The organism is Chloroflexota bacterium (assembly GCA_016875535.1).
In the GTDB taxonomy this organism is placed as follows: Bacteria; Chloroflexota; Dehalococcoidia; order SHYB01; family SHYB01; genus VGPF01.
In genome coordinates this window covers 26975-53228 of sequence record VGPF01000003.1, presented here as the reverse complement: position 1 = coordinate 53228, position 26254 = coordinate 26975, and the positions used below count along the sequence as shown (strand labels likewise).

The window sequence follows — 26254 nt, the reverse complement described above, 5'->3', positions numbered from 1 at the left end:
TGTCCAGCGCGAGGCTGACCGCCTCCTTAGGCTACAGTCCGTCCCGCAATCCCTGGCGATATCGCGTCACGATGAGCAGCGCGTAGTCTATCCCCACGCCGATGCCGATCATTGCCGCCATGGCGCCCGTGAAATCGGGCGTCTGGAGCACGCGGGGATGATGCGGATGATGGCGAATCCGCAGCCGATGCCGAACAAGGCCGTGACGATCGGCAGGCCCATCGCCAGCAGCGAGCCGAACGCGACGATCAAGATGATGATTGCCGCCCCGATTCCGATGATCTCGCTGGAGAAATCTATCTGCTCGGCGAAGATATCGCCGCCCAGTTCCACCTGGATTCCGTCTCTCGGGGCATCCTTCCACACCTCGCGCACGGCCTTCCCGTCGTCCAGGTACTGCTTGTTGTCTCGCTCCGAGAGGTTGATCTCCGCGTAGGCCGCTTTGCCGTCCTTGGAGATCTGGTGCACGTTCTGCGGCCCGTACGGGCTGACGATCTGCTCGTCCTCCAGCACGTTCCCCACCTTGGCGAAGAACTCCTCCATCCGGCTCTTCACGCCCGGGTCGTTCACGCCCTTCTCCGCCTTGAAGACGATCTGACCCTGGAAGCCTGTCCGCTCGCTCAGGCCGCGCTCCTTGAGCAAGGTGATCGCCCGCGCGCTCTCCGAGTCGGGCTGCTTGAACTCTGTGTTGTACTCCCCGCCCACTGCGCCGGAGATGGCGAAGAGGCCGAGCAACAGCACGATCCACGCGATGACAACCGTGCGGCGTTTCCGATAGCAGAACTGAGCGAGCGACTTCACAGGGGTCTCCTATTTCTATGTTCCTAGAAAGTGGGCATCACGAGTGCAAACATATCCAGGGTAGCAGAATGCAACTGGACTGCTATTTCCCTACGTAGGCCGCCTTCAGTCCCTTGATGTTCAGCCTCTTCATCTTGAGCATCGCCTGCGTCACGCGGCCGGCCTTCGCCGGGTCCTTGTCCTGCAGCAACTTCGGCAGGATCGTCGGCACGATCTGCCACCAGAGGCCGTACTTATCCTTTACCCAACCGCACTGGCCCTCGGCTCCACCGTCAGAGGATAGCTTTTTCCACAAGCGGTCCACTTCCCTCTGCGTCTCGCAGTTCACGTAGAGCGATATCGCCTCCGTGAACTTGAACGTCGGCCCGCCGTTCAGCGCCAGCAACTCCTGCCCGGCGACTGTGAACCGCACGATGAAGACGGGCCCCTTCGGCCCCCGTCGCGAGACTTCAAGTATCCTTGCATCCTTGAAGAGCGCGACGTAGAACGTCGCCGCCTCCTCCGCCGTGCCGTCAAACCATAGGAACGGTGTGACCTTCTTCATGTGCTCCTTTGCATCGCCTCTACTTCCTGCCGCGCTTTCCTTTTGAAAGCTTCTGCAATAACTCCTCCAGCCTGTCGTAACTCTCCGCCGCACCCTCCGCCATATCGGTCTGGAGGATGGCCAGCAGGTCTTCCGGCGTCGAATAGACCGCCCGCGCCGTGAGCAGCGTCTTGCCGTTGCGCTCCTCGAACGTCGCCGTCTCCACCGAGATATGCCCCGGGAACCCCTCGTACTCGAAGGTCCAGACCAGCCGCTCCGGCGGCATCACCTCGCGGAACTCGCCCCGGAAGCCGTGCTCCGTGCCGTTCGCCTCCCGGTTGATGAAGCGCCACTTCCCGCCGGGCCGTAGGTCCAGCCTCTCCACGATCGTCGCGTATCTGCGCGGCCCCCACCAGTTCACGATGTGCTCCGCCTTCGTGAAGGCTTCGAAGACCAGCGCCAGCGGCGCGTCGAACTCCCGTGTCAGGACAAGCTCTCGGTCGCCGCGCCTCTCCACCGTCATCTTCCCCACTCGCTTCGCCACCTTCTTCATCTCTTCTTCTCCTTCAGCCTCGCCTCGTTCTCCGCCAGCCGCTCCTTCACCAGCTTCCGCACCAGCGCCAGCGGCGGTGACTTCCCGTACGGCACGTGGATCGTCCCCTTCGTCGTCGTGTAGCCCTTCAGCTCCGCCGCATGCGCCGCCACATACGTGCCGTTCATGGGCATCAGGCTCCAGTGGTCCTTGAAGGCCGCGAACCCCACCAGCATGCCGTTCCGCTTATAGACCGGCATCCCGTAGCTGATGCCCTCCTCCGCCTGGGGCGCGGCGGCCCTGATCGCCGCCCGCACCTGTGCCAGCGTCGCCTTCCTGTCGGGCGGCAGTGACGTCAAGTATCCCCCTACGTCCATCTTCGCTCCCTTTTTGCCGATGTCTCCCTTTCCCATCATTTGTCACCCATTCCGGACTTCCGCCAATAGCGCGGCCAGCCGCTCAAAGCTCTGGGTGAAGCCCATCTTCGCGCCCTCCATCGCTTGAGCGTTCCACCCACTCGACTTTGTGAGCGCGACTTCAAGTCGCATCGTTGTCTTGCCGTGCGTTTCACTAAAGGTAACCGTGTTCAAAAGTTCGTTATCCCAAGCGCAATGGGTAAACACCAGCCGCTCAGGCCGCACAACTTCAAGGAAAGCGCCGGTTACGGGATACTCCGACCCGTCCCGAGGATTCTTCATGTGGATCAGGATGGCCCCACCCGGACGAACGTCCATCTCAAAGACCGGATTTGTGAATCCGTTCGGCCCCCACCACTTCGCCATCTGCTTCGGCTTTGTCCACGCCTCCCACACCAGATCTCGCGGCGCATCGAAGACCCTTGTGTTGACAAGAGGCGGAGGTGTGGTCTCCTTTGTCTCGCCATCCTTCTGCATCTTCGCCAGGTACTCGTCCAGCCGGTCGAACGTCTCATTGATCCCCGCCACCACGCCCATCGCCAGCACCTGCTCCAGTGCCTCAAGGGTGCCGTATATGGCAGTGCTCGTCAGCAGCGTCTTGCGGCCCTTTGCCTCGAATCTCGTCGTGATGACCGAGACAGGCATGTTCTGCGCCGTGTTGCCGTCCTTGTCCGAAAAATAGTCCGTATAGACAATGCGCTCCGGCCTTGCGATCTCGCTGTAGACGGCCTTACCCCAGGCCTCCTCGCCCTTCGGTCCGCGCAGGCAATAATTCCAGACGCCGCCCGGCCGGAGGTCCATCGTGCAGGCAGAGAGCGGCCACGTGCGCGGGCCCCACCACTTCTTCACGTGCGCGCACGAGGTGAAGGTCTCGAAGACCATCTCCCGCGGCGCGTTGAACTCCCGGATGATCGTCAGCTCTCGCTTCGCCTTATCTACCTTTTCTATGTCCTCTCCTTTTCTTGCCTCTCTTCTTTCGTCTTTTCTGCAGGATGCGCAGATAGTCGTCCAGGCGATCGAAACTCTCCTCCCAGAACTGCCGGTAGCGCTCCACCCAGTCAGCGGCCTCTTTCAGCGGCGCTGCGTTCAGCGTGCACGGCCGCCGCTGCGCCTCTCGGCCCTTCGTGATCAGCCCAGCCTGCTCCAGCACCTTCAGGTGCTTTGAGATCGCGGGGAGCGTCATATCGAACGGCTCGCCCAGCTCGGTGACTGAGGCCTCTCCCGAGGCCAGGCGCGCAAGGATCGCCCGACGCGTCGGGTCAGCAAGCGCCGCAAACGTTGTATCAAGGTGGTCGGCTGGCATCGGTATATTACCAATCCGTTTATGAACTAATTGGTAAAATACACTACGAAAAAGTGCCTGTCAAGCATGCTGCGTCAGTAAGTCGGTCGGAACGCCCTAACGGTCTGGGCTGCCTCCGCAACCCACTCACCATCCTGGTAGGGGCTGGCCTCCCCTTTCCAAAGGGCTCCGACTCCATCGGAGGGGCCAGCCCTTCCCATCGGGCGCAAACATCGCGCCTTTACCCTCTCCCAGAATCCAGCGAAGCTGGCTTCGGCCGGGAGAGGGCCAGGGAGAGGTCTCCTTATCCCCTACCTCCCCTTGAACTCCAGCGCCACTTCCCTGTACCACCGCTCGATGGCCCGGTAGTCGTACGGCTGCACCACCTCCGCGACGAAGTGGGTGAAGCCGAGCTTCAGCAGCCGCTCGATGGTGCGCTTCATATCGTCCGGCGTCCCGATCATGAAGTGCCCGTGCATGTCCTCGTAGCTGTCGGCCCGCTTATAGCGCCGCGACTGCACGTACTCCTTCACGTAGGCCTGGTCGTCCGTCATGATGAGCCGCATGTGCATCACCGACTTCTCGATCTCGGCGATGTTCCGCCCCACCGCCTCGCAGTGGCGCTTCAGCGCCTCCACCTTCGGCGCCAGGTTGATCGGCGACCCCGTGAGGTTCCAGCCGTCGCCGTACATCGCGCAATACTTCAGCGTCAGCTGCTCGCCCCAGCCGCCCACCCAGATGGGGATCCGCGGCTTCTGCACCGGCTTCGGATCGCAGATGGCGTCCTGCAGCGTGTAGTACTTCCCGTTGAACGTGACGCGCTTCTCCCGCCAGAGCCTGTCGAAGATCTGGATCGCCTCGCCCATGCGGTGGACGCGCTCGCCCGGCGCCGGGAACGGGATCCCGAACATCGCGTGCTCCCGCTCGTACCACCCGGCGCCGATGCCCATGATCAGCCGCCCGTTCGTGATGTGGTCTATCGTCACCGCCATCTTCGCCAGCAGCGGCGGGTGGCGGTACGTGTTCCCCGTAATCATCACCCCCATGCGCACGCGCTTCGTCAGCGCTCCCAGGGCCGCCAGTGCCGTCCACCCGTCGAAGACCGGCGTGTCCAGGTTCTCCATGTAGAGCGTCGTGATGTAGTGGTCGGACGTCCACATGCTGTCGTAGCCCAGGTCGTCCGCGAACTTCCAGACCTTCACCAGCTCCGACCAGACCGCTCCCTCAGGCGCCGTCTGCAGTCCGAAGCGTATCGGCTGTGTAGGCACTGCTCACCCTCCTTGGTCCTTTTTGTAGGGGCGGCCCGCAGTCTACCTAGCCCCCTACCCCTTCCCTGCGAGGGAAGGGGCTATTCGCATGTCTGTACGTAGGCTCTTTGGCACAGTCAACCTAATGCTCTGCTTATGGGGGAGCGTCAATGGCCGCCGTCGTAATTGAAATGAGGACTGCCTCTATATCACGCTGGACTTGCTCGTTGGAAAAGCGAAGAACTCGAATCCCCAACCCCTCGATGCTTCGGTCACGGTCCCGGTCGTATTCCTGAGTGGACAGGTGGATATCGCCGTCCACTTCGATTGCCAGCGCAGCGCTATCACAATAGAAATCCACGATGAAACCCTGGATGATCTGCTGCCTGCGAAAATGGAGTCCGCCGACCTGGTTGCCCCTCAATCGCCTCCAGAGAACTTTCTCGGCGCCTGTCATCTCCCGCCGCAACAACTTCACGATTTCCCGCTTATCCTCGCTAATCTCCTGCCGTCTCACAACATTGCGTGACAAGTGCACCGATGACCGCTGTTTCACTACTCCGGTTCGTTTCACGGGGTCGTCTTTGTTAAGTCCAACAAATCATCCCTCCTCCTCGCCGTGCTCATTCTGATGGCCTACGCTCGTCCGCGAGCTACGAGAGGGATAAGAGGAAGCTGCTCAGAGGTCTATCCTCTCGTGGAGATGGTATGAGAATACGCCTGCATCACCGCTCTTTCTTCTGTTGCGCTCCACGGGATTGCCTGTGTTAAGTTCAACAAATCGTCCCTCCCCTCGCAGGGGAGGGATAAGAGGGAGAGGTTCACGGTATCCCCAGCACCAGCTTCCCGAACAAGTCCCGGCTCTCCATCGTCTTGTGCGCCTCCGCGGCGTCCTTCAGCTCAAACGTCTTGCTCACGATGCCCCGCAGCTTCCCCTGGTTCACTAACCGCATCACCTCGCCCATCTCGGCCTTCGTCCCCATGTAGGAGCCGAAGAGCTGGATCTGCTTGGTGAACAGCACCCCCATGTGCAGCTTCGCCTCGTAGCCGCTGGTGATGCCGCAGCTCACGAAGCGCGCCCCCTTGGCCATGCTCTGCAGGTCCTTCTCGAACGTCGCCTGTCCAACGTGGTCGAAGACGACGTCCGCGCCCTTGCCCTCGGTGATCTCCTTCACCCGGGCGGCGAAGTCGTGCTGGTCATAGTTGATCGTATGGTCGGCTCCCAAGAGCCGCGCCTTGCCCAGCTTGCCGTCCGTGCTGGCGGTGACGATGGTCCGCGCGCCGACCAGCTTCGCGATCTGCAGCGCCGCCACGCCTACCCCGGAGCCGACGGCCTGGATCAGGACCGTCTCCCCTGGGCGCAGCTTCGTCAGCGTCATCAGCATGTGGTAGGCCGTGAGAAAGGTGAGCGGCATCGCGGCCGCCTCTTCCCACGTGAGGTCGGCGGTCAACAGGTGGACGTTCTCTTGCGGTGCCTTGGCATACTGGGCGTAGCCGCCGTTCGCCATCGAGCCGATCATCACGTAACCGTTGCACATGTTGTCCCTGGCGGAGAGGCAAAAGTCGCAGCGGCCGCAGGTGATGCCCGGGTTCACCACCACCCGGTCGCCCTTGGCCACGCCCTTCACCTGTGCGCCGGTCTCCGCCACCTCGCCTGCGATGTCGCAGCCCAGGATCATCGGCCCCGCGAGCGACGATTTGGTGCCGCGCTGTCCCGCCCGGCGCCACAGGTCCAGGTGGTTGAGCGCCGAGGCGCGTACCCGGATCAGGACCTCGTTCGGGCCGATGGCCGGCTCCGGCACATCGCCGTACTTGAAGACCTCAGGCCCGCCGAACTCGGTGAAGTACGTCGCTTTCATAAAAAAACCTCCGGGGAGTTCTATTGAAACGTGTAGGGGCTGCCCGTCCTCGGGACGACAACGTCGGGGCTATGCCCAGCCCGCTTCCGATCCGGGCCGCCCTCAGGGCCGAAGACGGTCGCAGAGCCGACGGCCCCTACCGGACTCGTTGCCAACGTTCTCTCCCATGACGGGGCGAGAGGAGAGGATGCTATTGCTTCACGCATCGCCCTCATGGGTAACCTCCGAGGGTTCTGTCGAAACGTGTAGGGGCTGCCCGTCCTCGGGACGACGAAGTCGGGGCCATGCCCAGCCCGCTTCCGCTCCGGGCCGCCCTCAGGGCCGAAGACGGTCGCAGAGCCGACGGCCCCTACCGGACTCGTAGACCCTTCGCTCCTGAGAAAACGACTGGCGCTCAGGGTGACGACGCTACGCATATCGTGTCGGGATCTTGGCCGCTTCGTGGAGGAACGACTGGATGCCGTAGTTGTACCGGTAGAGCTTGTCTATCCGCGTCTGGTCCGGGCCGACGGCGCGCATCGGGTCGTCGAGCATCGTCAGGTGGTTCAGCGTGTGCTTGGTGTCGGCGCGGCCGTTGGCCTGGATGTTCTGGAACATCTCCTTCCAGGCGCTGTAGGTGCCTTCGATGACGAAGTCCAGGTCCGGGACGGCGCCGGCGGAGGCCTCGGCGACATGCTCGCAGGTGTAGCCGTCGAAGAGGAAGGTGTAGAGGTGGGTCTGCCTGTGCTTCCCATCGGCCAGGATGCGGATGCCGAGGGCCAGGTCCATGGTGCCGAGGGAGCGAAAGTTGGGATTGCCGTTGACGCTTCTGGCGAGGGCCTCCATGAAGGCGAGGGATGGGAAGTCTATGGTGGCGGTTTGCTGGCTCACGGCGCCTCCTTCGGCACAGGGTCGCCCCAGGGCCTCCCCGAGGGTCACATGATGATGGCACGGGTTGCCTGAGGCGTCAACCGCAGAGAAGACGGAGGCCATCTCAGAGACAACCTCTATGAATTCTACCCGAGGAAACGCCGTATCTTTGAGCGTAATCGGCGTGCGTTTCTCAATTCGCACTCCCAGACAGTGAGCGCTTGCCAAGTCATTTTTCTCAGACTGACCAGATTGGCCGTGTCACGCTTCACGTTCTGAGCACGTTTCTTTGCCCAGAAGGTCGCATGAGTCTTAGGCGTGCTCAACCCTCGTTTGCAGGAATGAGCATGCCAAAAGCAGCCGTGGACAAAAATGACTGCCCTGCGGCCTGGAAAGACAAGATCGGGCTTCCCCGGTAGATCGGCTCGGTTGAGACGGAAACGATAGCCCATTCGATGCACGAGCTGGCGGACTGCCAACTCAGGCTTTGTGTCTCGACCCTTGACGGCGCGCATATTCGCGCTGCGCCGTTGCTTAGAGACTCGGTCCACTATCGGCGAAACTTCTTAGAAAGCCATTCGTAGACGGCTTTCTGCTCATCCTGGCCTGCTCGTCGTACTTGGGAGAGAAGCCAGATCGTTGTCGGTTTTTCGGTCGTGATGTTCTTTGCGCCCTGATTGCATGTGGAGCAGAGCGTTCGAAGGTTCGCCAATTCATCTTTGCCGCCCAGGTCCTTATCCTTGATATGTCCTAAGTGCAGTCGAACCTTCCGTCCGGTGGCCGGGTCAATCTCGCCCGGCGTCAAGCCGCACATCTGACACGTGAACCCGTTGCGATCAAGGACCTCTGCTCTGAGCTTCGCAGAGATGCCGCGCGCGAATGTCACGGCCTTTTCTGTCGGCCTGCGCTAAAGCATATACTCGCCCGGCTTGAGCTTTGCGCTGTCGTTGTGCGAGATGATCGGCCAGTCCTCTTGCTCCCGTAATTCGCGCAGACGCCTCGCCCATTCACTGACATCGCGGCCGACTGCATCACGGATCTGTAGGGACGTGACCACTTCTCCTACGTGTGCAAGCAGGAACTGTCTGATTCGTTCTTTAGACCCCGGCCTTCGCGTTGCCATAAGCTTCGACTGGTTCCTGTCGGGAAATTCTCAGATACTGTAGTAGCTGTGCGCCGATAAACTTCGTGTAGGCAGGGGGGATCGCCTCATTTATTTCCCCCTTGCTCATCCAATCAATTCCCATAGCCGACCGCGCCGCTGCCAGAGAGCAGTTTCCGCCTCCTGTGACTTGCACGAAATCCGTCCACTCATTCGTCTTTCCGAAATGGGACTTTCGAGATCGAAGGTGTGTACTCGGGGGTGCGTACTGTGTGCCGGGACAAGAATCGGAAAGTTTGATTCAAAGAGCCTATGCCGTAAAACGCGCAGACCTGGGAACATCGTCCCGCAGAGAACGATTGGGTCTCGCAGGGGCGCTCCCTCCACGTTCTCGATAACGTACGGCAGTCCGATTTGAAGCAGCATGTCACGTACCAATTCGATCAAACGCGGCCATTTATCGCCGTTGCGATTACGCTTCGCAAGGTCGGAGTACGACTGACAAGGAGGAGAGGGGCGTGGATTGCATCGAACTGAGTAATCAACACAGGATCGAGAGAGAGTGCATCAGCCTGCAGAAAAGCAAATGGATAATTGGGCTGCGAGTCGATGTCCACACCCACAACCTCAAACCCGGCTTGACTGTAGCCTACCCCAGCTCCACCCGCGCAACAAAAAAGATCCAGAAGGCGCGGCTTTCGGCATGCCTTCTCCCGTGAGCCCTCAGCGTGGCCCCGATATATAAAACCGCCGGAAGACTCTGGGCTTCGGTTGCTGTTAATTCTTGTGGTCAGAGGGCTGCGCATGGATGCAACTCAGCTTGCGCTATACGAAATTGACTGCTAGTAACGTAATACTGCTTGACCGGTTGCTGTATGTCAATCAGCAGATGACATCGTGATTCTCAATCTGCCGTGTACTTGACACTCTCTCCTACTCCGTTTAGTATTGTTTCGTGAGCGTATCGCTACGCTCACGCCTTCGCCAGGACAGAGAGCCGGGGAGGCGTCCCGCTCGGGCTTCCGCCCGCATCGGGACGTCTCCCTTTCTTTTTGTCCCGATTGCGGCAGGTCATGAACTGCCGTGGTCGAAAAGACGCAGGCGGCCCTTGGCTGTTCCGGAGCACAATTTGGCGAAAGGATGACGACCGCGCCAGGTTCATACGGCCGACGGATGTCGCTGTGCACAACTGCGGACGCTCACCTCCGGGTGAACGTGCAGCCCACCGGCGGGCATTGGACTTGGCGTTCCGTTCGCGGAACGAGACTCGAAAAGAAGGGCCGCCTGCGCACACATCGCGCCACTCAGTCATTCAGAACCAAGAAAGGAGCCGACGGAATGAACAAAACATCAGGAGGCAACAAGATGGACAACCTGTAGGGGCGCGGGGCACGCGCCCCTGACTCCCACCAAATGGGCCAGCGCCCCCTGCACCCCCGTCTCCCCCTCCTCTCCCTAGCTCCCGTCCTCGGGAGCGAAGATGGGAGAGGAATAAAAGGAGAGGGTGACTCCGTTGCAGGGTGGAACCTGCTCCCTCTGCCCCTCCGCTTCCTCTCCTCTCCCTAGCTCCCGTCCTCGGGAGCGAAGATGGAGGAGGGACAAAAGGAGAGGGTGACTCCGTTGCAGGGTAGAACCTGCTCCCCTACCGCTTGGCGGCGGGGGCGGCGTCCGGGTCGGGGCCGGGGGCCTTCTCGCGCTCCTTGGAGAGCTTGGTGGCGATGGGCGTGACCTTCCAGAACTTGGGCAGGTAACGCTGCCAGTTGTCCAGGATGTCGCGGGCCTTGGGGCTGCCGGTGTAATCGAGGTGGCGCTGGATCAGGGAGCGCAGGACGCTGACGTCCTCCGGCTCCGCGACGCGGGCGTGGGAGATGAGCTCCGGGTTGTAGCGGTGGATGAACTGGTCGGCCTCGTCCAGAACGTAGGCCTGGCCGTTGGTCATGCCTGCGCCGAAGTTGCGCCCCGTCTCGCCGAGGACGACGACAAGCCCGGCGGTCATGTATTCGCAGCAGTGGTCGCCCGCGCCTTCGACGACGGCGGTGGCGCCGCTGTTGCGGACGGCGAAGCGCTCCCCGGCGCGGCCCGCGGCGAAGAGGAAGCCCCCGGTGGCGCCATAGAGGACGGTGTTGCCCATGATGATGTTCTCGCTGGGGGCGAAGCGGACGTTCTTGGGCGGGCGCACGATGATCTCGCCGGCGGCCATCCCCTTGCCGACGTAGTCGTTGGCCTCGCCCTCCAGGACGAGTCGCAGACCGCCGACGCAGAAGGCGCCGAAGCTCTGGCCAGCGCTGCCCCGGAAGGTGACCTCGGCAACGTGGCGCGGCATGGTTGAAGTGTGATGGCGGTATGCGATCTCGCCGGCCAGCCGCGCGCCTACGGTGCGGTTCACGTTCCGGATGGCGTAGTCCAGCTTCACGGGATTGGGGCCTTCGATGGCGGCGCGGGCGTCCTTGACGATCTGGATGTCCAGGGGCATATCGCCGGGGCGCTCGTTGCGGGGCGTGTTGCAGCGGCGCGGCTTGGTGTTGGAGGGGTCGGGATTTGCAAGCAGCTTGCTCAGATCAACCAGGTGGGCGCGGGGGTTCTTCACCTGGCGCTGGCGCAGGAGGTCGGTGTGGCCGATGACCTCATCGAGGCTGCGATAGCCGAGGGAGGCGAGGATCTCGCGGACCTCCATGGCGACGAAGCGGAAGTAGTTGGCGGCCATCTGGGGGGTGCCGAAAAACTTCTTCCGCAGCTCCTCCTTCTGGGTGGCGACGCCGACGGGGCAGGTGTTGAGGTGGCACTGGCGGGCCATCTTGCAGCCGATGGCGATGAGGGCGCCGGTGCCGAAGCCGATATCCTCCGCGCCGAGCATGGCGGCGATGACGACATCGCGGCCGGTGCGGATGCCGCCGTCCGTCTTGACGCGGACGCGGCCCCGGAGGTCGTTCATGACGAGGGTCTGCTGGGTCTCGGCGAGGCCGATCTCCCAGGGGACGCCGGCGTTCTTGATGGAGCTGAGGGGCGATGCGCCGGTGCCGCCGGTATCGCCGCTGATGAGGATGTTATCGGCATAGCCCTTGGCGACGCCGGCGGCGATGGTGCCGACGCCTGATTCGGAGACGAGCTTAACGGCGATGCGCGCGCGGGGGTTGGCCTGCTTGAGATCGTAGATGAGCTGGGCCAGGTCTTCGATGCTGTAGATATCGTGGTGCGGCGGCGGCGAGATGAGCTGGATGCCGGGGACGGCGTGGCGCAGCCTGGCGATGTGCTCCACCACCTTGTGGCCGGGGAGCTGGCCGCCTTCGCCGGGCTTGGAGCCCTGGGCCATCTTGATCTCCAGCTCATCGGCGGAGGCGAGGTATTCCGCGGTGACGCCGAAGCGGCCTGAGGCGACCTGCTTGATGGCGCTGCGGGCCGATTCGCCGGTGGGGCCGGGCCAGTAGCGTGAGGGGTCGTCGCCGCCTTCGCCGGTGTTGCTCTTGGCGCCGATGAGGTTCATAGCCTTGGAGAGCGTCGTGTGGGCCTCCGGGCTGAGGGCGCCGAGGGACATGGCGCTGCTGACGAAGCGCTTGACGATGGCCTCCACCGGCTCCACCTGGTCCAGGGGGATGGGCGAGCCGGGCTTGAAGTCCAGGAGGTCACGGATGGCCATGGCTTCGCGGCCGTCCACGAGCTTGGAGAAGGCCTTGTAGTCCTCGTAGCGGCCCGAGGTGACGGCGGCGTGCATGAGCTTGACCATCACGGGGCTATTGAGGTGCTCTTCGCCGTCCTTCCGGAAGCGATAGTAGCCGTAGTCGTCGAGCTTCTTGCCGGTGGCGGGCTGGAAGGCGTGGGCGTGGCGGGCGACGACGTCTTCCGCGATCTCCTTGATGCCGATGCCGCCGATGGCCGAGGTGGTGCCGGTGAAGCAGCGCTCGATGAGGGCGCTCGAGACGCCGATGGCTTCGAAGATCTGCGCGCCCTGGTAGCTGGTGACGGTGGAGATGCCCATCTTGGACATGATCTTCAGGATGCCGCCGTCTATCGCCTTCCGGAAGTTCTTCTGGGCCGTCTTGTGGTCCATATCCGGGATCTCGCCGGCCTCGATGAGCTCGCCGATGATCTCGAAGCCGAGATAGGGGTTCACGGCGTTGGCGCCGTAGCCCAAGAGGGCCGCGAAGTGATGGACGTCGCGCGGCTCGGCGGACTCGACGATGAGGCTGGCGCGCATGCGCTTGCCGGAGCGGATGAGGTGCTGGTGCACCGCGCCGACGGCGAGGAGGGCGGGGATGGGGGCGGAGACGGCATCGGCGCCGCGATCGGTGAGGACCAGGAGAGAAGCGCCCTGCTCGATGGCGTGGAGGGCGGAGGCGCAGAGGTCGGCCAGGGCCTTTTCAAGGCCCTCGGCCCCGGCGGCGGCGAGGAAGGTGCAGGTGAGATCGGCGTGCTTGAAGGTCTTATCGTGGAGGCCCTTGAGCGCCGCCAGCTCTTCATTGGAGAGGAGGGGCGAGGAGAGGTGGATGAGGTGGGCGTGCTCCGGGGTCTCCTCCAGGAGGCTGTGGCGCGGGCCCAGGTAGGCGTTAAGGGACATAACGAGCTCTTCCCGCAAGGGGTCTATGGGCGGGTTGGTGACCTGGGCGAAGCGCTGCTTGAAGTAGCTGTAGAGAAGGCGCGGCTTATAGGCGAGGACGGCGAGGGGGGTGTCGTCGCCCATGGAGAAGACGGGCTCTTTGCCATCCAGCACCATGGCCTTGATGACGAAGGACATATCCTCCAGGGTGTAGCCGAAAAGGCGCTGGCGCTGGAAGACGTCCAGGTGGCCGTTGGGGCTTTCCGGCTTGGCGGGGCCATCCACGTGCCCGAGGCGGTACTGATGCTTCTGCACCCACTTGCCGTAGGACTCGCGGGAGGCGTACTTGTTCTTGATCTCCCGGTTGCGGAGGATGCGCTTCCTGCCGGTGTCCACGGCGATCATCTCGCCGGGGCCGAGGCGACCCTTTTCGATGACGCGGGCATCGTCCAGGTCCACGACGCCGACCTCGGAGCCCATGACGACGATGTTATCGTCCGTGAGCTTGAAGCGCGCGGGGCGGAGGCCGTTCCGATCGAGGCAGGCGCCGGCGACGACGCCGTCCATGAAGGCGAGGGCGGCTGGGCCGTCCCAAGGCTCCGTGATGGAGGCGTGGTATTCGTAGAACTCCTTCCACAGGGGTTCCATGTGGGGCATATTCTCCCAGGGCTCGGGGACGAGCATCATCATGGTGTGGAGGAGGTCGCGGCCGGACTGGGCCAGCAACTCGGCGGCGTTATCGAGCATCGCGGAGTCGCTGCCGCCCTCCCAGATGATGGGGAGGAGCTTCTTGAGGTCGCCGCCCCAGACCTTGGAGTGGAGCTCCGGCTCGCGGGCGCGCATCCAGTTGGTGTTGCCCTGGAGGGTGTTGATCTCGCCGTTGTGGGCCAGGTAGCGGAAGGGCTGGGCGAGGTACCAGTTGGGGAAGGTGTTGGTGCTGTAGCGCTGGTGGTAGAGGGCGAGGGCCGTCTCGAAGTCCTTGTCCTCAAGGTCGCGGTAGAAGTGGGCGAGCTGGGGCGCGACGAGGAGGGCCTTGTAGACGACGGTCTTATCAGAGAACGAGGGGATATAGAGGTCATTGAGGCCGCTCTCGGCTGCGTGATTTTCGGCGACGCGGCGGGCCAGGTAGAGGGCGCGGCCGAACTTCTCCTCGGAGCCGCCGTGGCGGCCCATGAGGAGCTGTTCGATCTCGGGCTCGCTTTCGCGGGCCATGACGCCCAGGGCGGACTGGTCGGTGGGGACTTTGCGCCAGCCGAAGCTGTGGATGCCCTGCTCTTTGACGGCGGCTTCGATGATCTCCCGGGACTTCTTGGCGGCCTCGGAATTCTTGCCGGGGAGGAAGACCATGCCGACGGCGATGTCCTTGCCATCGGGGGCGCGGTGGCCGAGCTTGGCGATCTCGCGCTGCATGAGCTTGTGCGGCACCTGGGTGGTGATGCCTGCGCCATCGCCGGTCTTGCCATCGCCGCTGATGGCGCCGCGGTGAGTGACGTTGCAGACGCACTGGACGGCCTTCTCCAGGATGCCGTGGCTCCTGTGGCCCGTGACATCGGCGACGAAGCCGACGCCGCAAGCGTCCCGCTCATAGCGCGGGTCATAGAGGGTGCCGCTCATGTCCTGTTTGCCGCTAGCCATGCCGTGCTCCACCGGGTTGCTTCCGGTCACAGGACCGGTAAGTACCGCTTGATCTCGTAATCGTGCACCTGGGTGCGATACTGCTCCCACTCCAGGCGCTTGTTCTCGATAAAGCTTTCGTAGGTATGGTCGCCGAGGGCCTTGCGGAGGAGCGCGCCCTGCTCCGCCGCCTCGATTGCCTCGCGGAGGCTGCGCGGCAGGCTCTTTATGCCGAGCTTGGCGCGCTCGGCCTCGGTGAGGGAGGCCGCGTCCTGCTCCATAGGAGGCGGGAGCGGGGCGCTCTTCTCGATGCCTTCCAGGCCGGCGGCCAGGAGGGCGCTGAGGGCGAGGTAGGGGTTGCAGGCGGCGTCCGGCGCTCGGTATTCGATGCGCGTGGCGTCTTCGCGGCCGGGGCGGTGGGCCGGGATGCGGGCGAGGTCGTTGCGGCCCCGGGACCAGGTGACGTGGATGGGGGCCTCGAAGCCGGGGACGAGGCGTTTGTAGGAGTTGACCCACTGGTTGGTGGCGATGGTGATTTCCGGGGCGTGGCGCAGCTGTCCCGCCAGGAACTTTTGGGCGATATCCGAGAGCTGGTGCTGGCCCTTCTTGGTGGCGAAGGCGTTCCCTTCGTCCTTAAAGAGAGACTGCTGGAAGTGCATGCCGCTGCCATTGACGCCGAAGATGGGCTTGGGCATGAAGCTGGCGTAGACGCCCTGCTTGGTGGCGAGCTCTTTGACGACGGCTTTGAAGGTGATGATGCTATCGGCGATGGTGAGGGCGTCGCCGTAGCGAAGGTCAATCTCGTGCTGGCTGGGGGCGCCTTCGTGGTGGCTGTATTCGACGGAGATGCCCATCTGCTCCAGGGTCAGCACCGTCTCGCGGCGGAGGTCGCCGCCGAGCTCTTGGGCGATCTGGTCGAAGTAGCCGCCCTGGTCCACGATCTGCGCGCCGATGCTGTCCTTGAAATAGAAGTACTCCAGCTCGACGCCGGTGTAATAGGTGTAGCCCATATCGCTGGCGCGCTTGAGGTTGCGCTTGAGGACCTGGCGCGGGTCGCCTTCAAAGGGCTTGCCCTCGGGGGTCAGCACATCGCAAAACATCTTGGCGACGGCGTTCTGCTTGGGACGCCAGGGGAGCAGGGTGAAGGTGGTGGGATCGGGCATGGCGATCATATCGCTCTCGCCGTGGCGGGCGTAGCCTTCGATGGCGGCGCCATCGAAGAGCTTGCCGCGCTCCATGGCCTCCCGGAGCTCCTCCACCGTGATGGCGAAGCCCTTCAGGTTCCCGAGGATATCGGTGAACCAGAGGCGAATGAATTTGACATCGTTTTCCTTGACCGTATGGAAAACGAAGTCCCGAGCTTCCTTGTTGTCCCTGGTAGCCATGTCCTACGCTCGCCCGTCCAAGCGCTGGGCGGAGGTCCAGCAGCGGGGCTGTGGGCGAGGGCCGGTTGCCTCTCCGGCTTCCGCGCCTGGGGCCGCGCCTCTGGGCGTCCTGATAAAAGATGAACTGAAAATATAGTGGATTGTGAACTTTTTGTCAAAGTCCACAACAGGAGAAACTAGGCTTCGAAGCGGCTAAAGGCGACACAGGCGTTCTGGCCGCCGAGAAGGGAAGGCTAGCGATAGGCCTCACGGCGGTGGAGGACTCGAAGAACGGTCAATGTTTCAGATTGTGAATCTAAAACAAAAAAGACGCGCCAGTCCCCCACCCGCAACCGAGAAATGCGCTCACGCCCGTGAAGGAGCTTGACGTCACCGTAGCCTATTTCGCAGAAACGCTCCAAGGCCCGAAGAACCCGCTGGTGGGTCTCCTCATCGAGGCGTGTCTGATCTTTCCTGGCGCGGATTGACCAGGTAAGTCGCCAAATCATTGGCGACGAGTGCTTCTTCGTCGAACCTCTTCGTGGGGAACCACACGCCCAGCTTTGTAATCAGCAAGGCCTTCAGCGATAGCCGCTTCCCCCTCTTCTGAAAGCTCCTCATCATCGAAGGGGGCATTGAGGACGGCCCGAAGAACCGGGTCATCCTTTGACTTCAGTTCCTCTAAAAGGCGGCGAGCGGTAGAAAGATTCTTCCGGGGAAGAAGATCCACAAGGCGATGCAACTGCTCGCGGTTTGATCTGCGGGGTTTCATTTGTGCCTGAGCCATCCGCGTCCTCCTGCCTCATTCCTCCAAGCAAGATACCACAATAGGCCGGAACTCGGGCCTACGCTTCGAAGCGGCCAAAGGCGACACAGGCGTTCTGGCCGCCGAAGCCGAAGCTGTTCTTGATGGCGACCCGGACCTCTTTTTTGCGGGCGATATTGGGGACGTAATCGAGGTCGCACTTGGGGTCGGGGACTTCCTGGTTGATGGTGGGATGGATGATGCCTTCCGTGATGGTCTTCACACAGGCCACAGCCTCCATGCCGCCCGCGGCGCCCAGGCCATGGCCGATCATGGATTTCGACGAACTGATGGGTACCTGGAAAGCGCGCTTGCCGAAGAGCCGCTTGATGGCGAGGGTCTCCGTGAGGTCGTTGAGGGGCGTTGAGGTGCCGTGGGCGTTGATGTAGTCCACCTCTTCCGGCGCGAGGCCCGCATCCTCGATGGCGCGCTCCATGGCCTTGGCGGCGCCTGCGCCGTCTTCATCGGGCGCGACGATGTGGAAGGCGTCGGCCGATGCGCCGTAGCCCAGGATCTCGGCGTGGATGGTTGCGCCGCGTCGCATGGCGTGCTCCAGGCTTTCGATGATGAGGATGCCCGCGCCTTCGGCGGGGATAAAGCCGTCGCGCTTGGCATCGAAAGGGCGGCTGGCCTTGGAGGGATCATCGTTGAAGCCGGTGCTGAGGGCCTTCATCACGGCAAAGCCGCCCAGGCCCAGGAGACTGATGCCTGCCTCGACGCCGCCGGTGACCATGACGTCGCAGTTGCCGCGGCGAATCACCTCCGCCGCCTCGCCGATGGCCTGGTTGCCCGCGGCGCAGGCCGTGACGACGGTGGAGGAGTAGCCCTTGAGGCCATAGGTAAGGCTCACTTGGGAGGCGGCCATGTTCGGCAGGGTCATGGGGAAGAAGAAGGGGCTGAGGCGCATACCGCCCTTGGCGACGAGGGTACGGACGCCCTCTTCGATAGTCGGGTAGCCGCCGTTGCCGTTGCCGAGGAGGACGCCGACCTTGAAGGGGTCTTCCCTGGTCATATCGAGCTTGGCATCGGCGATGGCTTGGGCGGCGGCGACGACGGCGAACTGGGAGAAGCGGGCCATGCGGCGCGCGGCCTTTGGCTCGATGACGTTTTCCGGCGAGAAGCCCTTCACTTCGCCGGCATAGGTGCAGGGGTAGCCTTCGGGATTGATAAGGGTGAAGTGGGCGATGCCGGAGCGGCCTTCGACGAGGGATTTCCAATAGTCGGCGACGGTGTTGCCGATAGGGGTGAGCGCGCCAAGGCCGGTGATGACGACGCGCTGGGAGGGGGGACGGTGCTTAGGCATGCATCCACTATATCGCAGTGGGGCTGGAGGCGGGGTAGGCGTCCGGGATGATGCCGAGGACAGCTTCGCGTACCTCTCCGGCGATGAAGAGGGAGCCGGTGGCGATGATGAGGTCGCCTTTGCGGTAGCGGCTCTTCGCATAGGCGAGGGCGGCGGCCGTATCCGGCTTGGTGATGGCGAGGATGCCGCCGCTCGCCAGGGCTTGCGCGACCTCCTGGGCGGGGACCGCCTTGGGATGCTGGGATGCTGTGGCAATGACATCGCCCGGCAGTCCTTTGAGCGCGGCAACCATGCCGCCAAGGTCCTTTGTGCGGTTGACGCCGAAGATGAGGTGGGCATTGGCGTAGGTGAAATCGTGCTGAAGGCTTTCGCGGAGGCGGGCGATGGAGTAGGGGTTGTGCGCGCCGTCCACGATGACGAGCGGTTCTTGGGCGACGACCTCCACGCGCGCGGGCCACTTGACGCGCGAGAGGCCGCGGACGATGGCCTCGGGGGTGATGGTGGCGCCGAGGCCACCGAGGGTCTCGCAGATGGCGATGGCGGCGGCGGCATTCTCGCGCTGGAAATCGCCAAGGAGGGGCAGGCGCACGCGATAGGTCTGCTTGACGGTGGTGATGGACAACTCCTGGCCGGTGATGTCCTTGGAGAGCAGTTCGATGGACGTATCGCGGCCGGCGTTCACCAGAGGCGCCCCTTTGGCCTGGGCTATGCGCACGATGGCCTCCAGCGCTTCGGGCTGCTGGGCGCTGACGACGACGGGGACGCCGGGCTTGATGATGCCGGCCTTCTCCTCCGCGATCTTGGCCAGCGTATCGCCGAGGACCTCCGTGTGGTCCAGGCTGATATTGGTGATGGCGCATAGCCTGGGCGTCAGGACGTTGGTGGCGTCCAGGCGGCCGCCGAGGCCGACTTCGACAACGGCGATGTGTGCGCCTGCTCTGCGGAAGTGGAGGAAGGCGAGAACAGTAAGGACTTCGAAGACGGTGACAGGGCCGAGGACGGGATCGGCGTTGACCATGTCTACGACCTGGCGGACCTCGGTGACGCGCTGGGCGAAGTCGCGTTCGGAGATGGGCTCGCCGTCCATGGCGATGCGCTCGCGGACGGTATGCAGGTGCGGCGAGGTGTACTGGCCCGTCTTATAGCCCGCCGTAGTGAGGATGGAGGCGACCATGGCGACGGTGCTGCCCTTACCCTTGGTCCCGGCGATGTGGACAGAGGGATAGACCAGGTGCGGGTTGCCGAGGCGGCGAAGCATCTCCCGGACGCGCTTCAGGTTGAAGTCGCGGTACTTCACGCGCGACGTGGAGGCGCGTTCGTAATCGGCGAAGGAGAGGACGTACTGGAGGGCGCGTGGGTAGTCCATGGGTTGGCCGTGGTGACGATACCAGGGGAATTATACATCCACGGATGGGGAGATTTCGCCACAGATTCCACAGACGCACTGAGATAGATGGTGAAGAGAAGATACGCTTGTGCCTTGAACAGGTATACTGAGTCGGCAGGCCGTATTTGGACTGAAGAGATGAAGTTGCCTATCACGATATCCCAGGACGAAGACGGGATGTTCATCGCCGAATGTCCTTCCATCCCAGGGTGCTTCAGCCAAGGGAAGACTCGGGCGGAGGCGGGGAAGAACGTGCGCAAGGCCATCAAAGAGTGTCTGGCCGTCCGGTCGGGGGCTCCCTTTGTTTAGGTCTCCCCGCGGCACCGCTGATATCCTGCCCGCCGACCAGCCGTACTGGCGCTATGTGGAGACCACGGCTGCGGAGCTGTGCGAGCGATTCGGCTATGGGCGCATAGAGACGCCGATCTTCGAGGATGCGAAGCTCTTCAACCGCTCGGTGGGCGAGGCGACGGACATCGTTGAGAAGGAGACGTACAGCTTCAAGGACCGGGGGAACGACGATCTGACGTTGCGCCCGGAGGGGACGGCCCCGGTCTGCCGCGCCTACCTCGAGCACGGGATGCACGTCCTGCCCCAGCCGGTGCGCCTCTACTCCATCCACGCGCAAATGTTTCGCTACGACCGCCCGCAAGCCGGGCGCTATCGCCAGTTCCATCAAGTGAACGTGGAGGCGATCGGAAGCCAAGAGGCGGCGGTGGATGTGGAAATCATCGAGATGGCGTGGCGGCTCTTCGCGAAGCTGGGGCTGAGGAACCTGACGGTCGTCTTGAACAGCATCGGCGACAGGAGCGATAGGCCCACGTACATCGCCGCGCTCAAGAGGTACTACGAACCCCTGGCGGCGCAGCTCTGCGGCGATTGTAAGCGCCGCTTGGAGACGAACCCGCTGCGGCTCCTGGACTGCAAGAAGGAGACGTGCCGGCCGCATACGGAGCAGGCGCCGCGCACGCTGGACTTTCTTTCGGACTCTTCGCGGGGGCACTGGAACGAGCTGACCGCCTCACTCAAGACGCTGCATATCCCGTTCACGATAGACCATCGGCTGGTGCGAGGCCTGGACTATTACACGCACACGGTCTTCGAGATCGTGCCGCAGGAGGATGGGGCGCAGAGCACCATCGGCGGCGGCGGACGGTACGATGGGCTCATCGAGCAGCTGGGCGGCAAGCCTACTCCCGCCGTGGGATTCGCCACAGGGATGGAGCGCATCATCCTGAACCTGAAGCGGCAGGGCATCGCCGTGCCGGGACAGCGCGGCATCACGGCCGTGGTGGTGCACCTTGGCGATGGGGCGAGGGCGCACGCGCTATCGCTGGCCTCCTCCCTTCGGGAGCAGGGCGTGACGGCGGTGCTGGCGCCGGGCGGAAAGAGCATGAAGGCGCAGATGCGCTATGCGGAGAGCGTGGGCGCAGCCTATGCGCTCATCCTGGGCGACGACGAGGTGCGGCAAGGCGTGGTGGCGGTGAAGCGGATGGCGGATGGCTCCCAGCGGCAGGTGGCGATGAGCGAGGCGGCGGCGGCGGTCAGGTAGGCGAAGTCTTCGTCCTTCCAGAAGGCGGCTTTGACGGCCTCTCTGTACTCCGGCTCTACGTAGTCGGACCAGATGGTGTGCGGCTCGTTGATATGGGCATCGCAATCGAAGACCGAGAAGTCCTTCTCCATCAGCATCCCGCTGCCCTCCATGGTTGCGCCGCCATCGCCCGAGGAAGTGGGAGCATAGCGAGGGAGCGGCAGGGGAGTCAACCGCCCAGGAGCCTTGATAACGAGCCTTGATGTGTCGCGGCCCGCCCTTCTGGAAACCGCTCTATGCCCAGGTGGGGTATACTTTCTCTATCTCAAGCCCCCGCGACGGGGGCTTTCTCACGATAGACGCATATGATCGAAAAACTGCTGCCGAAACTGAAGGCCCAGGAGCGCCGGTACGACGAGCTTGCCGAAATGATGGGCAGGCCCGATATCGTGACCGATTTCCAGAAGGTGCAAGGGCTTGCCAAGGAGCGCGCCTCCCTCGAGCGGGCGGTGACGCTCTACCGCGAATACAAGCGCATCGAGAAGGAGATCGCCGAGGCGAAGGCGATGGTCGCCTCCGGCGGCGACGCCGAGATGCTGGCGATGGCGAAGGACGAGCTGGCCAGCCTGGAGAGGCGCCGGGACCGGCTGGGGCCAGACCTGCAAGTGGCGGTCCTGCCGGTGGACCCGAACGATGAGAAGAACGTCATCGTGGAGATACGCGCAGGCACGGGCGGCGACGAGGCGGGCATCTTTGCCGCCGACCTCTACCGGATGTACACGCGCTACGCCGCCATGAAGGGCTGGGCGGCGGAAGTGATGGACAGCAGTGATTCCGGGGCCGGCGGCTTCAAGGAAATCATCTTTGAGGTGCGCGGCAAGGGGGCCTATAGCCGCCTGAAGCACGAAAGCGGCGTCCACCGCGTCCAGCGGGTGCCGGAGACGGAGGCCAGCGGGCGCATCCATACCTCCACGGCCACAGTGGCGGTGCTGCCGGAAGTGGAGGAGGTGGACATCCACATCAACCCGGCCGACCTGAAGATAGACATCTTTCACGCGGGAGGCCACGGCGGGCAGAACGTCCAAAAGGTCGCCACAGCGGTGCGCATCACTCACCTGCCCTCGGGCATCGTCGCCACCTGCCAGGACGAGCGATCCCAGCTGAAGAACAAGACCAAAGCGATGAAGGTCCTGCAGGCGCGCCTGATGGACATGGAGACGCAGAAACAGGAACAGGCCATCTCCAGCGCGCGGCGCTCCCAAGTGGGCACCGGCGACCGCTCCGAGAAGATACGCACCTATAACTTCCCGCAGAACCGGGTGACGGACCACCGCATGGACGTGACGCTCCACAACCTCTCCGAAATCATGGACGGCAAGATCGAAGGGCTCATTGACCAGCTGCTGGCGCACGAGCAATCGCGGCGGCTGGAGGAGGCGACGGCGTGAAGACGGCGGAGGCCCTGCGCGCCGCGCGGACGGCGCTGGAAGAGGCGGGCATCCAGGAAGCGCGGCTGGAGGCGGAGGTGCTGGTCATGCACGCCGCCGAGCGGACGCGGGAATCTCTCTATGCCTCGCTGGGCGAGCCGGTGACCATAACCGCCCGAGAGCGCCTGGGAGGTTATCTGGAACGGCGGCTTCAGCGGGAGCCGCTGGCCTATATCACGGGCCGGCGCGAGTTCTTCGGCCTGGACTTCACGGTGGACCACCGCGTCCTTGTGCCGCGACAGGAGACGGAGACGCTGGTGGAGCTGGCGCTGGACATCGCCCGCGGGCCGTACCGCGGGTCATGCGCCATCGCCGATGTGGGAACCGGGAGCGGGGCAATCGCAGTGAGCCTGGCGGCGAACCTGCCCAAGGCGGCGCTCTACGCCATAGACATCTCGAAGGATGCGCTGGAGGTCGCCGCCGCGAACGCCCGCCGCCACGGCGTTGAGGGCCGGGTGCACTTCCTGCACGGCGACCTGCTGACGCCTCTTGTAACGCCGGTGGACATCATCGTAGCGAACCTGCCGTATATCGCCCACGGCGAAGCCGGATCGCTCCAGCCGGAGGTCCGGCTCTTTGAGCCGCCGCAGGCCCTCTTTGCGGAGGGCGACGGCCTGGAGACGGTTGCGCGGCTCCTGAGCCAGACGTTCGCGCTGGCCCAGAGGCCCAGGTGGCTGGTGCTGGAGCTTGGCGAAGGGCAGGCCGAGCGGGCGGCGGCCATAGCCAAGGGCTATTTCCCAACGGCGACGGTGACGGCCTACCGCGATCTGGGCGGCATGGAGCGCGGGCTTATCATTGGGTTGTGAGAGGGCGGGGCGGCCTTCTCCCGTGCCAGGCACGGTCGTCCCTCGGAAGGGATAGGCCGATCCCTACTAGGATGGGACAGAGGAGAGGAGCCAAGTGCCGACGCTCTATCTGGTAGGGACGCCCATCGGCAACTTGGAGGATATCACCCTTCGCGCGCTGCGCATCCTCAAGGAAGCGCCGCTGGCGGCGGCTGAGGATACGCGAAGGGCCAAGGTCCTCTTCCAGCGCCACGGCATCTCGACACCCCTTGTGAGCTATCACGAGCAGGGGGCCGGCGGCAAAGTTGCCCAGCTTCTGGAGCGCCTGCGCCGGCATGACGTGGCGCTCATCACTGAGGCGGGCATGCCCTCCATCAGCGACCCGGGCTTCGGCCTGGTGCGCGCGGCGATCGAGCAGGGCATCCGGGTGGAAGTCATCCCCGGCCCTTCGGCGGTGCCGACAGCCGTCGCGCTCTCCGGCCTGCCTTCGGACCGCTTCACCTTCATCGGCTTCCTGCCGCGCGCGCCCGGCGAGCGTCGCAGGCTGTTGGAGTCGTTGGCGCGCCAGCCGTGGACGCTGGTGGCCTTTGAATCGCCGCACCGGGTGCAGGGCGCGCTGAAGGATATCGCCGCGATACTCGGCGCGGAGCGGCCCATCGCGGTCTGCCGGGAGCTAACGAAGCTCCATGAAGAGGTCTTCCGCGGGACGGCGCAGGAGGCGGCGGAGCGCTTCGCCGCGCCGAAGGGGGAGTTCACACTGGTCATCGGCGGGGCGGGCGAAAGCGCGCCTGCGGCGATGGCGGAGCAGGATGTGGCGAGGCTCGTGGAGCAGTTCCGCCGGAGCGGCGTGGCGCCGAACGAGGCGGTGGGCGAGATCGCGCGGCAGACGGGCAGGCCGCGGCGCGAGGTCTATCAGCTGTGGATAGGGAAAGCAAAAGGCCCCCGATAGCCGGGGGCCTTTTCATGCGCGCTATGGCGGCTTGCGCTATTCCAAGAAGTCTTTAAGCTTCTTGCTGCGGGTGGGGTGGCGGAGCTTCCGCAGGGCCTTGGCCTCGATCTGGCGGATGCGCTCGCGGGTGACGTTGAACTCGCGGCCCACCTCTTCCAAGGTGCGGCTGCGGCCGTCTTCCAGCCCAAAGCGAAGCTGGAGGACGCGGCGCTCGCGGTCGTTCAGCGTCCCTAAGACGCGCTCCACCTGCTCCTTAAGGAGCTGGTGGGAGGCGGCATCGGCGGGCGCGAGGGCGGTGCGGTCTTCAATGAAGTCGCCCAGGTGGCTGTCTTCCTCTTCGCCGATGGGCGTCTCAAGGGAGACGGGCTCTTGGGAGATCTTGATGATTTCCCGCACCTTCTCCGCCGGGATGTCCATATCGGCGCTGATCTCTTCGCTGGTGGGCTCGCGGCCGTACTCCTGGACCAGGCGGCGGCTGACGCGGAGGAGCTTGTTGATGGTCTCCACCATGTGGACGGGGATGCGGATGGTGCGGGCCTGGTCGGCGATGGCGCGGGTGATGGCCTGGCGGATCCACCAGGTGGCATAGGTGCTGAACTTATAGCCTTTGCGGTATTCGAACTTCTCCACGGCACGGATGAGGCCGATGTTCCCTTCCTGGATCAGGTCCAGGAGGGACATGCCGCGGCCGATGTACTTTTTGGCGACGCTGACCACCAGGCGGAGGTTGGCCTCCGTCAGGTGGCGCTGGGCGCGGTTGCCTTCGTCCCGCAGGCCGTTGAAGTGGCTGCGGAAGCTGGGCTCGTGGCTGCGAAGCTCCTTGCGGACGGCCTCCCGCTTGAGGTCATGGGAGATGGCGTTGACGGGGACCTCTTCGCCGATGATGTCCACGGCGTCCGGCGGCAGGAGGCGCGCGTTGACGGCCATCTGGACGATCTCGTCCCGAACGGCGATGGTATCGGCGCCCCGCTGCTTGGCGATGGCGGCCAGGGCTTCGGGGTTCGGCTCCCCTTCCAGCTTGGAGGCAAGGCCGCGCTCGCCCGTCAGGACGCCCAGGGCCGGGTTCTTGGTGATCTCCAGGTTCTTGGCGAAGGCGGCCAGGAGCGGCTGGGAGGCTTCGACCTGCTCCAGCATCATGACGACGATTTCCCAGGCGTCAGGCTGGCGGTTATTGGCCTCTTGGAAGATCTTCTCGAGCTTGCGCAGGTGGCGCGTGGCCTCCATCTTGCGGGCCAGGACGCGCTCGTCCTGGGCGGTCAGCAGGCTCACGCGGCCGATCTCGCGGAGATACATGCGGACGGGGTCGTCCAGCATCTCATGGTCTTCGATGCGGATGGCGGCTTCCAGGTCAACTTCGGGCTCCTCCGCCAGGTCCTTCTCGTTCGGCTGTTCCTGGTCGGGACCCGCCGGCTCCTTCTCCATGTCAACAAGGTAAACGCCGCCGATCTCCTCGTCCTTGCCGTTCTTGCCGACGATGAGCTCCAGGACGTCTTTCTTGGAGGTCTTGCCCTTGGAGACTTTTGGGGTCTTGAGGCCGGACTTTTCTGCAGAGGCGGTGGGCGCGGCTTTCGCCGCAGGAGCGGCCTTCGCGGGCGCGGGAGCCTTGGCAGGCTTTACAGCCTGGGCCTTCTCCGCCGCCTTGGGGGCGGCCTTGGCGGGAGCAGGCTTTGGAGCCTGCTTGACGGCCTTGGCAGGAGGCGCAGCCTTGCCCTTGGTTGCGGGCTTAGGCAGGGCCTTTACCGCCTTCTTTGGCGGCGCCGCTTTGACGGCCTTCTTGATCGGCTTGGGGGCGGGTTTGGCCTTGCCCTTGGTTGCGGGCTTGGCTTTGGGGGCGGCCTTTGCTGGGCGCTTTGGAGCAACCTTGGCCTTCACGGGCTTCTTGGCAGG

22 protein-coding genes and 5 pseudogenes are annotated in these 26254 nt (G+C 63.8%); 5 read left to right on the top strand and 22 right to left on the bottom strand.

Annotated features, from left to right (window positions below; all coding sequences use genetic code 11):
- Positions 1 to 31 precede the first annotated feature (31 nt).
- The 20 genes and pseudogenes from FJ039_01820 to FJ039_01725 form a co-directional block, all read right to left on the bottom strand.
- Entirely contained in the window at positions 32 to 121 is a 90-nt protein-coding gene (locus tag FJ039_01820; GenBank protein MBM4404908.1) for a hypothetical protein, read from the bottom strand.
- Positions 109 to 801: a hypothetical protein gene (locus FJ039_01815; protein MBM4404907.1), complete on the bottom strand. Its 693-nt coding sequence runs from the start codon at positions 799 to 801 to the stop codon at positions 109 to 111. The genes FJ039_01820 and FJ039_01815 overlap by 13 nt, the downstream gene beginning before the upstream one ends.
- An 82-nt stretch (positions 802 to 883) precedes the next feature.
- Positions 884 to 1345, bottom strand: coding sequence for a VOC family protein (locus tag FJ039_01810; protein MBM4404906.1), 462 nt, complete (start codon positions 1343 to 1345; stop codon positions 884 to 886).
- A 19-nt stretch (positions 1346 to 1364) separates the two neighbouring features.
- Positions 1365 to 1877 carry an ATPase gene (locus FJ039_01805; protein MBM4404905.1) on the bottom strand — a complete coding sequence of 171 codons (513 nt, stop codon included), beginning with the start codon at positions 1875 to 1877 and terminating at the stop codon, positions 1365 to 1367.
- On the bottom strand, positions 1874 to 2272 hold the full coding sequence (locus tag FJ039_01800; protein ID MBM4404904.1) for a hypothetical protein: 399 nt from the start codon (positions 2270 to 2272) through the stop codon (positions 1874 to 1876). Before FJ039_01800 ends, FJ039_01805 begins: the two co-directional genes overlap by 4 nt.
- A gap of 471 nt (positions 2273 to 2743) precedes the next feature.
- A pseudogene (locus FJ039_01795) lies at positions 2744 to 3154 on the bottom strand (SRPBCC domain-containing protein).
- A gap of 49 nt (positions 3155 to 3203) precedes the next feature.
- Positions 3204 to 3575: a helix-turn-helix transcriptional regulator gene (locus FJ039_01790; protein ID MBM4404903.1), complete on the bottom strand. Its 372-nt coding sequence runs from the start codon at positions 3573 to 3575 to the stop codon at positions 3204 to 3206.
- A gap of 290 nt (positions 3576 to 3865) precedes the next feature.
- Positions 3866 to 4822, bottom strand: coding sequence for a TIGR03560 family F420-dependent LLM class oxidoreductase (locus FJ039_01785; protein ID MBM4404902.1), 957 nt, complete (start codon positions 4820 to 4822; stop codon positions 3866 to 3868).
- A 133-nt stretch (positions 4823 to 4955) separates the two neighbouring features.
- On the bottom strand, positions 4956 to 5258 hold the full coding sequence (locus tag FJ039_01780) for an endonuclease domain-containing protein (GenBank protein MBM4404901.1): 303 nt from the start codon (positions 5256 to 5258) through the stop codon (positions 4956 to 4958).
- Between the two features lie 364 nt (positions 5259 to 5622).
- Positions 5623 to 6660 carry a zinc-binding dehydrogenase gene (locus FJ039_01775; GenBank protein MBM4404900.1) on the bottom strand — a complete coding sequence of 346 codons (1038 nt, stop codon included), beginning with the start codon at positions 6658 to 6660 and terminating at the stop codon, positions 5623 to 5625.
- Positions 6661 to 7068: 408 nt separating this feature from the next.
- A complete protein-coding gene (locus FJ039_01770; protein MBM4404899.1) occupies positions 7069 to 7530 on the bottom strand; it encodes a hypothetical protein in 462 nt (153 codons plus the stop codon).
- 125 nt (positions 7531 to 7655) lie between these two features.
- A complete protein-coding gene (gene vsr / locus FJ039_01765) occupies positions 7656 to 8063 on the bottom strand; it encodes a DNA mismatch endonuclease Vsr (GenBank protein MBM4404898.1) in 408 nt (135 codons plus the stop codon).
- Positions 8060 to 8632 (bottom strand): annotated as a pseudogene (locus FJ039_01760) (HNH endonuclease). Before FJ039_01760 ends, vsr begins: the two are co-directional and overlap by 4 nt.
- Positions 8607 to 9354 (bottom strand): annotated as a pseudogene (locus FJ039_01755) (DNA cytosine methyltransferase). Before FJ039_01755 ends, FJ039_01760 begins: the two co-directional pseudogenes overlap by 26 nt.
- A gap of 899 nt (positions 9355 to 10253) precedes the next feature.
- A complete protein-coding gene (gene gltB / locus FJ039_01750) occupies positions 10254 to 14777 on the bottom strand; it encodes a glutamate synthase large subunit (GenBank protein MBM4404897.1) in 4524 nt (1507 codons plus the stop codon).
- Positions 14778 to 14803: 26 nt separating this feature from the next.
- Complete coding sequence (locus FJ039_01745; GenBank protein ID MBM4404896.1) at positions 14804 to 16141, bottom strand: glutamine synthetase; 1338 nt, start codon at positions 16139 to 16141, stop codon at positions 14804 to 14806.
- Between the two features lie 233 nt (positions 16142 to 16374).
- Entirely contained in the window at positions 16375 to 16629 is a 255-nt protein-coding gene (locus FJ039_01740) for a type II toxin-antitoxin system RelE/ParE family toxin (protein MBM4404895.1), read from the bottom strand.
- A complete protein-coding gene (locus FJ039_01735; protein ID MBM4404894.1) occupies positions 16626 to 16907 on the bottom strand; it encodes a hypothetical protein in 282 nt (93 codons plus the stop codon). Before FJ039_01735 ends, FJ039_01740 begins: the two co-directional genes overlap by 4 nt.
- 58 nt (positions 16908 to 16965) lie before the next feature.
- Positions 16966 to 18228, bottom strand: coding sequence for a beta-ketoacyl-ACP synthase II (gene fabF / locus FJ039_01730; GenBank protein MBM4404893.1), 1263 nt, complete (start codon positions 18226 to 18228; stop codon positions 16966 to 16968).
- A gap of 7 nt (positions 18229 to 18235) precedes the next feature.
- Positions 18236 to 19594: a bifunctional folylpolyglutamate synthase/dihydrofolate synthase gene (locus FJ039_01725; GenBank protein MBM4404892.1), complete on the bottom strand. Its 1359-nt coding sequence runs from the start codon at positions 19592 to 19594 to the stop codon at positions 18236 to 18238.
- Between the two features lie 159 nt (positions 19595 to 19753).
- Between FJ039_01725 and FJ039_01720 the strand changes: the two genes are divergently transcribed.
- The 5 genes from FJ039_01720 (at position 19754) to rsmI (ending at position 24367) form a co-directional block, all read left to right on the top strand.
- A complete protein-coding gene (locus FJ039_01720) occupies positions 19754 to 19924 on the top strand; it encodes a type II toxin-antitoxin system HicB family antitoxin (GenBank protein ID MBM4404891.1) in 171 nt (56 codons plus the stop codon).
- Positions 19917 to 21167, top strand: coding sequence for a histidine--tRNA ligase (locus FJ039_01715; protein MBM4404890.1), 1251 nt, complete (start codon positions 19917 to 19919; stop codon positions 21165 to 21167). The genes FJ039_01720 and FJ039_01715 overlap by 8 nt, the downstream gene beginning before the upstream one ends.
- Before the next feature lie 356 nt (positions 21168 to 21523).
- Positions 21524 to 22594, top strand: coding sequence for a peptide chain release factor 1 (gene prfA / locus FJ039_01710; GenBank protein ID MBM4404889.1), 1071 nt, complete (start codon positions 21524 to 21526; stop codon positions 22592 to 22594).
- Complete coding sequence (gene prmC / locus FJ039_01705) at positions 22564 to 23439, top strand: peptide chain release factor N(5)-glutamine methyltransferase (GenBank protein MBM4404888.1); 876 nt, start codon at positions 22564 to 22566, stop codon at positions 23437 to 23439. Before prfA ends, prmC begins: the two co-directional genes overlap by 31 nt.
- A gap of 94 nt (positions 23440 to 23533) precedes the next feature.
- The gene (rsmI, locus tag FJ039_01700) at positions 23534 to 24367 is read left to right on the top strand and encodes a 16S rRNA (cytidine(1402)-2'-O)-methyltransferase (GenBank protein MBM4404887.1); all 834 of its coding nucleotides are present in this window, start codon (positions 23534 to 23536) and stop codon (positions 24365 to 24367) included.
- Between the two features lie 36 nt (positions 24368 to 24403).
- Here rsmI and rpoD read toward each other — a convergent pair.
- Together rpoD and FJ039_01690 are read right to left on the bottom strand one after the other, a co-directional pair.
- A pseudogene (rpoD, locus tag FJ039_01695) lies at positions 24404 to 25120 on the bottom strand (RNA polymerase sigma factor RpoD).
- A 465-nt stretch (positions 25121 to 25585) separates the two neighbouring features.
- Positions 25586 to 25789, bottom strand: a pseudogene (locus FJ039_01690) (hypothetical protein).
- Positions 25790 to 26254 lie beyond the last annotated feature (465 nt).

Excerpts from the sequence above, each read along its gene's own strand:
- FJ039_01800 (MBM4404904.1), bottom strand. The coding sequence starts at position 2,272 with ATGATGGGAAAGGGAGACATCGGCAAAAAGGGAGCGAAGATGGACGTA.
- FJ039_01780 (MBM4404901.1), bottom strand. The coding sequence starts at position 5,258 with ATGACAGGCGCCGAGAAAGTTCTCTGGAGGCGATTGAGGGGCAACCAG.
- gltB (MBM4404897.1), bottom strand. The coding sequence starts at position 14,777 with ATGGCTAGCGGCAAACAGGACATGAGCGGCACCCTCTATGACCCGCGC.
- fabF (MBM4404893.1), bottom strand. The coding sequence starts at position 18,228 with ATGCCTAAGCACCGTCCCCCCTCCCAGCGCGTCGTCATCACCGGCCTT.
- FJ039_01725 (MBM4404892.1), bottom strand. The coding sequence starts at position 19,594 with ATGGACTACCCACGCGCCCTCCAGTACGTCCTCTCCTTCGCCGATTAC.
- FJ039_01735 (MBM4404894.1), bottom strand. The coding sequence starts at position 16,907 with ATGGCTCAGGCACAAATGAAACCCCGCAGATCAAACCGCGAGCAGTTG.
- FJ039_01775 (MBM4404900.1), bottom strand. The coding sequence starts at position 6,660 with ATGAAAGCGACGTACTTCACCGAGTTCGGCGGGCCTGAGGTCTTCAAG.
- FJ039_01740 (MBM4404895.1), bottom strand. The coding sequence starts at position 16,629 with ATGATTTGGCGACTTACCTGGTCAATCCGCGCCAGGAAAGATCAGACA.
- FJ039_01790 (MBM4404903.1), bottom strand. The coding sequence starts at position 3,575 with ATGCCAGCCGACCACCTTGATACAACGTTTGCGGCGCTTGCTGACCCG.
- FJ039_01810 (MBM4404906.1), bottom strand. The coding sequence starts at position 1,345 with ATGAAGAAGGTCACACCGTTCCTATGGTTTGACGGCACGGCGGAGGAG.
- FJ039_01745 (MBM4404896.1), bottom strand. The coding sequence starts at position 16,141 with ATGGCTACCAGGGACAACAAGGAAGCTCGGGACTTCGTTTTCCATACG.
- FJ039_01720 (MBM4404891.1), top strand. The coding sequence starts at position 19,754 with ATGAAGTTGCCTATCACGATATCCCAGGACGAAGACGGGATGTTCATC.
- FJ039_01805 (MBM4404905.1), bottom strand. The coding sequence starts at position 1,877 with ATGAAGAAGGTGGCGAAGCGAGTGGGGAAGATGACGGTGGAGAGGCGC.
- FJ039_01820 (MBM4404908.1), bottom strand. The coding sequence starts at position 121 with ATGGCGGCAATGATCGGCATCGGCGTGGGGATAGACTACGCGCTGCTC.